5 protein-coding genes and 1 pseudogene are annotated in these 10,100 nt (G+C 72.9%); 1 reads left to right on the top strand and 5 read right to left on the bottom strand.

From position 1 onward, the window contains the following. The 5 genes and pseudogenes from DEI95_RS16245 to DEI95_RS16225 form a co-directional block, all read right to left on the bottom strand. Positions 1–493, bottom strand: a pseudogene (locus DEI95_RS16245) (hypothetical protein); the annotation flags it as partial. A gap of 318 nt (positions 494–811) precedes the next feature. Further along, positions 812–1,870, bottom strand: coding sequence for a LacI family DNA-binding transcriptional regulator (locus tag DEI95_RS16240; RefSeq protein ID WP_111060895.1), 1,059 nt, complete (start codon positions 1,868–1,870; stop codon positions 812–814). 932 nt (positions 1,871–2,802) lie between these two features. After that, positions 2,803–4,884, bottom strand: coding sequence for a YhgE/Pip domain-containing protein (locus tag DEI95_RS16235; RefSeq protein WP_111060893.1), 2,082 nt, complete (start codon positions 4,882–4,884; stop codon positions 2,803–2,805). Then, complete coding sequence (locus DEI95_RS16230; protein ID WP_111060892.1) at positions 4,881–5,621, bottom strand: hypothetical protein; 741 nt, start codon at positions 5,619–5,621, stop codon at positions 4,881–4,883. Before DEI95_RS16230 ends, DEI95_RS16235 begins: the two co-directional genes overlap by 4 nt. After that, positions 5,618–6,265 carry a TetR/AcrR family transcriptional regulator gene (locus tag DEI95_RS16225; RefSeq protein ID WP_111060891.1) on the bottom strand — a complete coding sequence of 216 codons (648 nt, stop codon included), beginning with the start codon at positions 6,263–6,265 and terminating at the stop codon, positions 5,618–5,620. Before DEI95_RS16225 ends, DEI95_RS16230 begins: the two co-directional genes overlap by 4 nt. Positions 6,266–6,413: 148 nt before the next feature. On the opposite strand from DEI95_RS16225, the gene DEI95_RS16220 reads away from it, so the two are divergent. Next, a complete protein-coding gene (locus tag DEI95_RS16220; protein ID WP_146243701.1) occupies positions 6,414–10,088 on the top strand; it encodes a S8 family serine peptidase in 3,675 nt (1,224 codons plus the stop codon). Positions 10,089–10,100 lie beyond the last annotated feature (12 nt).

The raw sequence follows: 10,100 nt of genomic DNA, 5'->3' as shown, positions 1-10,100 counted from the left end.
CCGGTACGAGCACCACGGCCGCCGGCGCACCGGGCACCGGTCCGGGCTCGAACGGCACCGGCGAGCTCGCGTTCACCGGCTCGCCCGTCGGCCTCGGCGTGGGCGTCGGCGTCCCGGTCGGGGTGGGGACCGGGGGCGCGACCGTGAGGCACGCGTCGGTCGACTCGCCGGCGAACGTCTTGTCGAAGGCGTGGTCGCCGTCGCCGGACGTCACCGAGACGGACCAGGTGTGCTTGCGGGTCGTGTCGAGCGGGAACGTCGTGTCGAACGCGCTCGGCCCGAAGGTCGTGGTGCCGTGGTCGGTGTCGTCGAGGACGACGTCGACCGTCGAGTTCGCCGGGTAGTTCGCGAGCGCGACGTGCAGCTGCGTGCAGGATGCCGACACCTCGGGGGTGTGTGCCGAGGCGACTCCGGTCACCGCGACGGCTGCGATGCCGCCGACGATGATCGAGGCCGCGGCGCCGCCGATGGTGCGGGTGAGGATGCGTGCCATGTTCTGTTCTCCAGGGATTCGGGTACTCCGAGGAGGGCCACCCGGGCAGGCGAGGCAGCATCGGTCAGGACACCGTGGGCAGGGACCCACGGCGAGGGCACGGGCAGGGTGACCTGTGCGTCCGACACGAGAGGGTGCTCGTGCCGCCGAAAGGATGCAGACGTCGGGATGAACTTGGGTGTTCCGTCCACGTGACCCCTCGGGTAGGGGTCGACCAAAGCCTAGTTCCGCTCAGGTACCGGCGCTGTCAGGATGTCCCGAAAGCGGGGACGGGTCACCGACGCTTCCCTCGGGCGCACGATGTCGTCGCGGGTGCGTTCAGCAAGAGGCGGTCGTGCGGCGGGCGACGAGCCGCGGCTCGACCAGGACCTCGGTGGGGGTCAGCCCCGGGTCCGCGATGCGTTCGAGCAGCCGCACCCCGGCGCCGCGGCCGATGTCGATGCTGCGGTCGTCGATGCTCGTCAGGCCGACGTACCGGGAGGCCGCGATCGGGGTGTCGTCGTACCCGATCACCGAGATGTCCTCGGGCACGCGGAGACCTCGATCGGCGATGGCGGACATCGCGCCCAGGGCGGTCACGTCGTTCGCGGCGAACACCGCGGTCACCTCGGGGTGTTCGTCGAGGAGGCGGTGCGTCCCGGTGAACCCCGTCTCCTCGGTGACGTCGGCGGCCAGGACCACGGCCACCCCGGTCACGCCGGATGGCCCGGTCGCGTCGGACGGCCCGGGCAAGCCGTCCGACGCCGACCCGCCAGCCCGTGCACCCGCCGCGTCGATGGCGGCTCGCCACCCCTCGAGCCGGGCGTCGCTCGCCGCCGAGTGCCCACCGACGAAGCCGAGCCGCACGTGCCCGAGGTCGATGAGGTGCTCGGCCGCCATGCGCCCGCCGGCGAGGTCGTCATTCGCAACGGTGTCCGCGCGGGCGAGCGCTGCCCGACCGCCCGCGACGACGACGGGCGTGCTCGCCGGGATCGCGAGGTCGGTGTCGGGCTCCCCGGCGATGACGAGTCCCTCGACCCGCATGGACAGGAAGCCCTCGACGGGGGAGACGTCGAGCCCGGTGTTCAGGAAGCGGTCGGCGACGACGAGTCGATGGCCCTGGTCCTGCAGCGCCTCGCGGAGGCCGGTCAGCAGGTCGACGAACCACTGGTTGCGGAAGTCGTCGAGCACGACCCCGATCGTCCGGGAGCGGGTGCCGGCGAGCGACACCGCGGCGGTCGACGGCCGGTAGTCCAGCTCCTGGATCGCCGCGAGGACGGCCGCCCGACGCTGCTCACTGACCCGCGGGGAGCGCTGCAACACGAGGGACACGAGCGACTTCGACACCCCCGCACGCGCGGCGACGTCGTAGATCGTCGCGGGCTTGGTGTTCCCCATCGTCATCCTCGACCTCCGGCTGCGCACCCGCCGGATGCGTCCTCCCGATCGTAGCGCTGTCGCGCTCCACGCCCTGCCGGGCGGCGCAGGGGCCGGGAGGCCCGGGTCGGTCTGGCCGCGCGCCTCCCGCCCACCGTGGCGACCGCACCCGGGCCGGAACCAACAGCAACCGGTCCGCACCGCGGGAGTCCGTGGTGCGGACCGGTTCTCGTCGTGCGTGTCCGGTCTGCGCCGCCCTGCCAGCCGGGAGGCCCGGGGCGGGTGCCCCCCGCGCCTCCCGGCCGCCGTCGTGCCCGGTCCCGTGGTCAGACACAATATGAACCGGTCCGCACCGCGGAGCTGCGTGGTTCGAACCGGTCTTTGTTGTGCGGCTCCGGCCCGCGCCTGGCCAGGCCGCGCACGAGACGGGAGGCCCGGGCGGGCAGCCCCCGCGCCTCCCTGCCGACCGGGAGGCCCGGGGCTGGCTGCCCCCGCGCCTCCTGGCCGCCGTCGTACCCCGCCCCCCAACCGACGCAACAGGAACCGGTCCCCACTGCGGGAGTCCGTGGTGCGGACCGGATCTGGTCGTGCGGGTCCGGTCCGTGCCCTCCTACCGGGCAGGAGGCCCGGGGCGGGCTGGCCGCGCAGCCCCGACGGGCGGGCGGCGCCGGGGCGGGCTGTCCCGCGCCTCCCGGCCGCTGTCGCGGCCGGTCTGTGGTCAGACACAACAGGAACCGGTCCGCACCACGGGAGTCTGTGGTGCGGACCGGTTCCTCTTGCGTCGGGACCGCCCCCAACCGACGCAAGAGGAACCGGTCCGCGCCAGGGGAGTCCGTGGTGCGGACCGGTTCTTGTTATGCGGGTCCGGTCCGCGCCGGCCCGTCCGCGCCGCGTTGCGCGTCCGCGCCGGCCCGTCCGCGGAGCGCGCGCCCGCCGCGCCCCGCGCCCGCCGCCTACCCGATCAAGCTCGGCCGCAGGTCGCGCAGCGTCCGCGTCCGCGTCTGCCGCGCCGTGACGAGGTACGACACCAGCAGCGCGCCGAGCAACCAGCAGAGCAGCACGCCCGCGTCGCTCCACGCCGTGCCGAGCGAGCCGCCGTACATCGTCTGCCGGATGGCGTCGACGGAGTAGGTCATCGGCAGGGCGAAGTGCAGCGCGGCGAGCGGCCCGGGCAGGGTCTGCCACGGGAACGTGCCGCCCGCGGTGACGAGCTGGATGAGCATGAGCACCAGGCCGAGGAACTGCCCGACCGACCCGAGCAGCACGTTGAGCGTCATGATGATCGCCGCGAAGGTCGCCGACGCCAGGACCATGACGCCGACCGTCCCGCCGGCGTGCACGACGTCGAGGTCGAGGGCGTACCGGACGATCAGGAAGAGCGCGGCCATCTGCACGACGCCGAGGAGCGCCGGGGTGAGCCAGCCGCCGAACACGACGCGCAGGGGTCGGCGGACGGCGGTGATGGCGCGCTTCGAGATCGGCTTGAGGATGAGGAACAGCGCGTACATGCCGATCCACGCGGCGAGCGAGATGAAGAACGGCGCGAGGCCGGCTCCGTAGTTCGAGGCCGCGGCGATGTTGTCGTCGCCGACCTTGACCGGGTCCGAGATGACGGAGGCCTGCGCGTTCCGCGACGACGCGGTCGATGCGGGGATCTTCGTCCGCCCCTTGTCCAGCTGGGACGCCAGTTCCGACGAGCCGGACTCGAGGGCGTGCACGCCGCTGGCGAGCGACTTCGCACCGTCGTCCGCCGAGGTCGCGCCGGTGGCCAGCTGCGACGCTCCGGAGGACAGCTGCGGCGCGGCTGCGGCCAACCGCTTCGTCCCCGCGGCCACCTGTGCGGCACCGGTCGACAGCGTCGACGCGCCGTCCGCGGCGGTGGCGATGCCGGACGACAGCTGCGGGGCGGCGTCGGCCAGTGCTGCCGCACCGTCGGACACCTGGCGGGCACCGGCGCTGAGCGTGTCGATCTGCTGCGTCGTCGCACCGAGCTGCTGTTTCGCGTCCGCTCCGGCGCTGTTCGCCCGGTCGACGGCCGAGGTGACGGTGGCGGTCAGGGCCTGCTGCTGCTCCGGCGTCAGGGTGACGCCCTCGGGCAAGTTCGCGGTGATGTCCTGCAGGACGGCGTCCGCGTCGAGGGGCTGGATCGCCTGCACGGTCGTGTTCGCCTTGTCGACGCGGGCGGCGAGTTCGGCGTTGCCGGCCGCGACCTGCGCGGCACCGTCGGCGAGCTGCCGCGTCTGGTCCGGCAGCGCGGCGGTCTGCTGCTGCGCCGACCGGAGGCCCGTGGCCAGGGACGCCGCCCCGGTCGCGACCTGCTGCGCGCCCGAGTCGAGCTGCGCCGTCTGCGACGGCAACGCGGCCGTGCTGGACGCCAGGGTCCCGGCGCCAGAGGCCAGTTCCGCGGTGCCGTCCTCGAGCCTGTCCGCCCCGTTCGCGGCCTTCGTCGCGCCGGATGCGAGTTCGCCGGCGCCGTCGACCGCGTCCCCGAGGCTGTCCCGCACGTCCGCGAGCCCGACGAGCAGGGTGGTCGCCGCTTCCTTCCCGACGCGTTCGGCGACGGCCGTCCGCATGGTCTTGCCGGCCTGCTCCGCGATGGTGGAGGCGAGGTAGGAGTTCGTGTCGGCCGTGGTCATGACGAGTTCGGCGCGCTCCGGGTGGTCGGACTGCGCGGAGGCCAGGGACGCGGAGAAGTCGTGCGGGATCGTGACGACGAAGTCGTACGTGCCGTCGCGCACGCCGGAGCGGGCGTCGGCCGCGGTGGTCTCGGTCCAGTCGAAGTCGTGGCCGTCGACGGCCTCCTTCGCGACGTCCTTCCCGTAGTCGACGCGCTCGCCGTCGAGGGTGGCCCCGGCGTCCTGGTCGACGATCGCGGCCGGGATCTGGTCGAGCTTGGCGTAGGGGTCGCGGTTGGCCCAGAGGTAGGCGCCGCCGTACAGCAGCGGGACGCACATGAGGGCGATGAACGCCAGGCGGGCGAGCGGGGTGGCGGTCAGGCGCGCGAGTTCGGCGCGGACGAGCGAGGGGATGGTCACGAGCGGGTCTCCAGGGGAGCGGGTGCGTCGGTGGTGTCGGTGGGTTCGGTCGGGAGGCCCGTCGGGGCGTCCTCGGTCCGGGTCGCGTCCTCGGGACCCTCGGTGGTGGTGTCCGCCGCGTCGCCGCGGTCGGTGATCGTGTCGAGCAGGGCGGTCGCCGTCTCCGCCGCGGCCTTCGACGTGACGAGCACGACGGTCACCCCGCGGCGCGCGACGTCCCGGACGACGGCGAACCAGTCGGCGACCGCACCGCCGTGCCGCTCGGGCGAGGTGATGACGAGTCCGGTGACGCCGGGCCGCAGGAGCGCGAGCTCGGCGAGCAGTCGGACGCGGGCGTCGGTCGGGACCCGCTGCACCGGGGTGTCGGACCAGTGCGTCATCCCGAGCTCCTCGAGCACCGTGGCGACGTCCGCCCGGGAGGGCCGTCGGCCGGCGAACGCGAGTTCCTCGTGCACGATCTGCTTGAGGGTCATCACCGGGAACGGCTCGGCGACGCCGGGGGTGTCGACGAGGGCGAACGCGCGACGGACGGCCGCGGGGTCGTCGTGTCCGTCGAGGAGCACCTGCCCGGTGTCGGGCTTCATCCGACCTCCGGCGACGAGCGAGGCGAGCACGGGTGCCTGTTCGGTCTCGACCGCGACGACGCCCGGGTGGCCGGGACCGGCGACGGCGCTGACCACCGGGAGCTCGGCTCCGGGGCCGGTGCCGATGCCGACGGCGGCGAGTTCGAGCGTCATGCGTGGTCCTCCGGGACGGGCGTGTGGGTGGGGAGTGCGAGCAGTGCCGTGCGCCAGTCGACGCCCGCCATGCCGAGGGCGGAGACCACGACCATGCGGCGGCCGGCGTCGTCGGACGTGCCGGACCGTGCGGCCTCGTCGAGGACGGCCAGGCAGGCGCCCTCGACGAGTCGACCGAGGGTCTCGGCGTCGACGTCGTCGCGCAGCGTGCCGTCCGCGATGCCGAGGGTGCACGCGTCCCGGACCTGCTCACGGAGCGGGGCGAACACGGTGGCGACGGTCTCGACCAGGGGGCCGCGGACGGCGATGACCGCCATCGACCGGACGTGCGAGACCTCGGTCCAGAGGGCCACGGCGATCGCGGCCAGACGGGAGGCCGGGGGCAGCCCGGCGAGGGCGGCTCGGCTCGGCATCGCGGCGAGGATGCGCTCGGCTCCGCCCGTCACGACCTCGCGCACGAGGTCGTCCCGGGAGGGGAAGTGTCCGTAGACCGCACGCCGGGACAGTCCGGCGTGCGCGGCGATCGCCTCGAGCGACGCGTCCGGATCGGCCTGCAGGAGCGTCCGCGCGGCCTGGACGAGGGCGGCGCGGTTCTCGGTCGCGTCCCGTCGTGGCGCACGTGTGGGCCGATCGGTGGTCGTCATGCACCCATCGTAATAACGTGCACACAGCTGTGCAACTTCGAACGACCACAGGGTCTGTCCCCTGAACTGCCGACTCCCCGTCCTGAGAAGGACCACATAGCTTCATCGGAACTTCACCCGAACGTCGGACTCATCAGGAGTGTGCTGCGTGCCCCGAGCGACACCACTCAACAACCCCTCTCGTCGGTACCGCGCTCCGCGGTTGCTGACCTCGATCGTCGCGGTGGCGGCACTGGCCTGCGGCGGACTCGCCGTGGGTGGTGCGGCCTCGGCGGCACCGGCCGGCGTCCCCGCTGCGGCCGACCTCAAGCTCTCCGCGCCGCTGCGGAACGCGAAGCCCACGAAGACGGTCAGCGCGTTCGTCCGCACCACGGGCGCCGGCGCACTCGAGGTCGACGCCGCGGCGAAGGGCGGCGACCTCACCCGGTCGAAGCGTCCCTCGTCCGCAGCGCAGAGTCGCGTGGAGACCATCGAGTCGACCGTGGCGAAGGTGCGGGCAGCGGTGCAGGCCGCGGACCCGGAGGCCACCGAGCTGTACGCGACCGAGTACACGGTCCCGGGCATCGCCGTCGTCGCGGACGTCGCCGCCCTGGCCGAGATCGCGGAGCGCTCCGACGTCGAGAGCATCGTGGCGCTGACGCCGAAGAAGGTCGTCGAGCCGACGGTCAACGAGGACGCCGGTGCAGCCCCGTCCGGCGTCGACCCCGACACCGTCCGTCCCGGTGCGGAGGGCGTCAGCCCGAAGAACGCCGCGAGCGACCTGTACACCCGGGCCTACGACGCCTGGACCGCGACCGGTCACACCGGCGAGGGCGTCAACATCGCCGTGCTCGACACCGGCCTCGACTACACGCAGGCCGACTTCGGCGGACCCGGCACGACCGCGGCCTACCAGGACGCCCTCGCGAGCACGGGTGCGCCGGCCTCCAGCTGGTACGACCCGTCGAAGTTCCTCGGCGGCTACGACTTCGCGGGCCCCACCTACAACGCGGACCCGAGCACCGCGGCCTACCAGCCCGTCCCACAGCCGGACGCGAACCCGATCGACGGCAAGGGCGGCGACCACGGCACGCACGTCGCCGGTACTGCCGCGGGCTACGGCCTCGACGCCGACAAGACCACCTTCCGCGGCGACTACTCCTCGCTGACGCAGCAGCAGGTGCAGGACATGTGGGTGGGTCCGGGCAGCGCGCCCGAGGCCGGCCTCTACGCCCTCAAGGTCTTCGGTGACGGCGGCGGCTCGACCGACCTGACCGGTGCCGCGCTCGACTGGGTGGGCCAGGCGCTCACCGAGGGCAAGGACATCAACGTCATCAACCTGTCGCTCGGGTCGGACTACGGCGCGACCGACGACCCGGACAACGCGAAGATCGACGCCCTGACCGACCGCGGCGTGCTGCCGGTGATCGCGTCCGGCAACGCCGACGACTTCACCGACGTGGGCGGCGCACCGGGCACCGCCGAGGGGGCCCTCACGGTCGCCGCGGCTGCCGCCGGGCAGAGCCTGTACGACGGCGTCCAGGTGACCGAACCGGCCGACCTCGCGAAGACCTACCGGTCGCAGTACTCGGGTGACTACAAGGGAACGCTGCCCGTCGAGGGCGACGTGTTCGTCCCGACGGTCGACGTCGACGGCTGCGCGCCCTTCACGGGTGACGAGGCCGCTGCGCTGAAGGGCAAGGTGGCGTGGCTGAAGTGGACCGACGGCGCGCTCGAGTGCGGCTCGAAGGTCCGGTTCGACAACGTCCAGGCCGCCGGTGGTGTCGGCGTGCTCCTCGCCGGCACGATCGACATCTTCGACTCGGGCATCGCGGGCAACGCGACCATCCCGGGTGCCGAGCTGACCGCGGACAGTGCTGCGAGCCTCCAGGCCGCCGCGAAGGCGGGCACCCTGCACGTGCGCTTCGCCCAGGAGCTCAAGGGCTTCGACATCGCCCGCGGGCAGGAGACCACCAACACCCTCGCGCCGTTCACCAGCCGTGGCGTCCACGGTTCGGTCGACGACATCGTCAAGCCGGACATCGCCGGCCCGGGCGTCAACGTCATCTCCGCCGCGAACGGCACCGGTGACGGTCGCATGTCGATGAGCGGGACCTCGATGGCCACGCCGCACGTCGCCGGTGTCGCCGCCCTGACGTTCGAGGCCCACCCGGGCTGGAGCGCCCCGGAGGTGAAGGCCGCGCTGATGAACACCGCGACCTCCGACGTCCAGCAGAGCGCGACCGACGACCAGCTGGCCACGCTGCTCCGACAGGGCACCGGCCGCGTCGACGCCCTGCAGGCGGTCCAGGACACCACCACGGTCCGCAGCCAGGAGAACGACGACCTCGTCACGGCGTCCTTCGGGGTCGTCGAGGTGAGCGGCCCGACGACCGCGAAGCGCAGCCTCCTGGTGCGCAACACGGCCGACGTCGCACACACCTACTCGGTGGCCTACGAGTCCCGGATCGCGAAGTCCGGCGTCGCCTTCTCGCTCAGCGCGACGACGGTCACCGTCCCGGCGAACGGCACCGCCACGGTCACCCTGACCATGACGGTCGCCGACCCGACGCTGCTGCGCAAGACGATCGACCCGACACAGGAGCAGACCCAGCAGGGCTACCCGCGTGAGTTCGTCTCGGCGGCGACCGGCCTGGTGACCTTCACGCCGGCCGCGGCCGACGTGACGCCGCTCCGCCTCGGTGTGTACGCCGCACCGAAGCCGGTCAGCGCCGTGCACGGCGACGACGTCACCTTCACCGGTACGTCGAAGTCCAGCACCATCGCGCTCAGCGGGGCCGGCCTCGCCCAGGGCACCGGTGCATCGCGGTACTCGGCCCTCGCGGCGCCGTTCGTCCTCGGTGCCACCGACCCGAAGGAGGCCTTCCCGGCCGGTTCGGCGCAGCAGTCCCTCGCGGCCGCTGACGTCCGGTCCTTCGGTGCCAGTTCCACGGCCGTCGGCCTGGCGGACAAGTCGCAGGGCGTCGTGTCCTTCGGCGTCCAGACGCAGGGTCCGGACGCGAACCCGGGTGCGGTCACCAACGTCGAGGTCCTCATCGACACGAACCGCGACGGCAAGCCGGACTTCCTGACCTACGACGCGAAGTCCTCGGTGGTCGACGCGACGTTCGTCACGACGGTCGACCTCAACGACCCGAAGCAGAAGACGGTCGACACCTGGCCGCTGAACTTCGACGAGACGCAGGACACGAACACGTTCGACTCCGCCGTCAAGGTGCTCCCCGTGTCGCTCTCGGCGCTCGGGTACACCGCGACGTCGGCGAAGGCCGCGTTCGACTACCAGGTCGTCACCGAGTCGGCGTACGCGCCGGGTGCGGCGACCACCGGGTCGTCGGTCGTGGACGAGACGAAGACGGTCACCTTCGACGCCTTCGCCCCCGCGCTGTCGTTCACCCGTGACGGTGTCTCGACGCCGCTGTTCGCCGACGACTACGCCATCCGGGTCAACCGCCCGGCGTCGACCACGAACGCCAAGGTCCTCCTGCTGCACCTGCACAACGCGGTCGGAGACCAGGCCGAGGTGCTGACGGCGAACGCCGTGCAGCCGACGCTCGCACTGCGGTCGGGCAGCAAGGCCAGCGTCGGTGGATCGTGGAAGGTCGGACGGACCATCACCGCGAAGCCGGGTGAGTGGAACGCCAGCGGCGTCACCTTCACGTACCAGTGGTCGCGGGGCGGCACGGCCATCCCGGGTGCGACCAAGGCGACCTACACGACGACGACGAAGGACGTCGGGCAGCGCCTGACGGTCACCGTCACGGCGAAGAAGTCCGGGTACACGAGCGGGACGACGACCGCACTGTCCGGGCGCATCTACAAGTAGCGCACGGCAGCA

Source organism: Curtobacterium sp. MCBD17_008 (genome assembly GCF_003234475.1).
Taxonomy (GTDB): domain Bacteria; phylum Actinomycetota; class Actinomycetes; order Actinomycetales; family Microbacteriaceae; genus Curtobacterium.
Note: the sequence above shows the minus strand (reverse complement) of the source record. Positions and strands in the feature narration are given on the sequence as shown.

What these genes read in the sequence shown, in the direction of transcription:
- DEI95_RS16240 (WP_111060895.1), bottom strand. Translation starts at nt 1,870, where the DNA reads ATGGGGAACACCAAGCCCGCGACGATCTACGACGTCGCCGCGCGTGCG.
- DEI95_RS16230 (WP_111060892.1), bottom strand. Translation starts at nt 5,621, where the DNA reads ATGACGCTCGAACTCGCCGCCGTCGGCATCGGCACCGGCCCCGGAGCC.
- DEI95_RS16225 (WP_111060891.1), bottom strand. Translation starts at nt 6,265, where the DNA reads ATGACGACCACCGATCGGCCCACACGTGCGCCACGACGGGACGCGACC.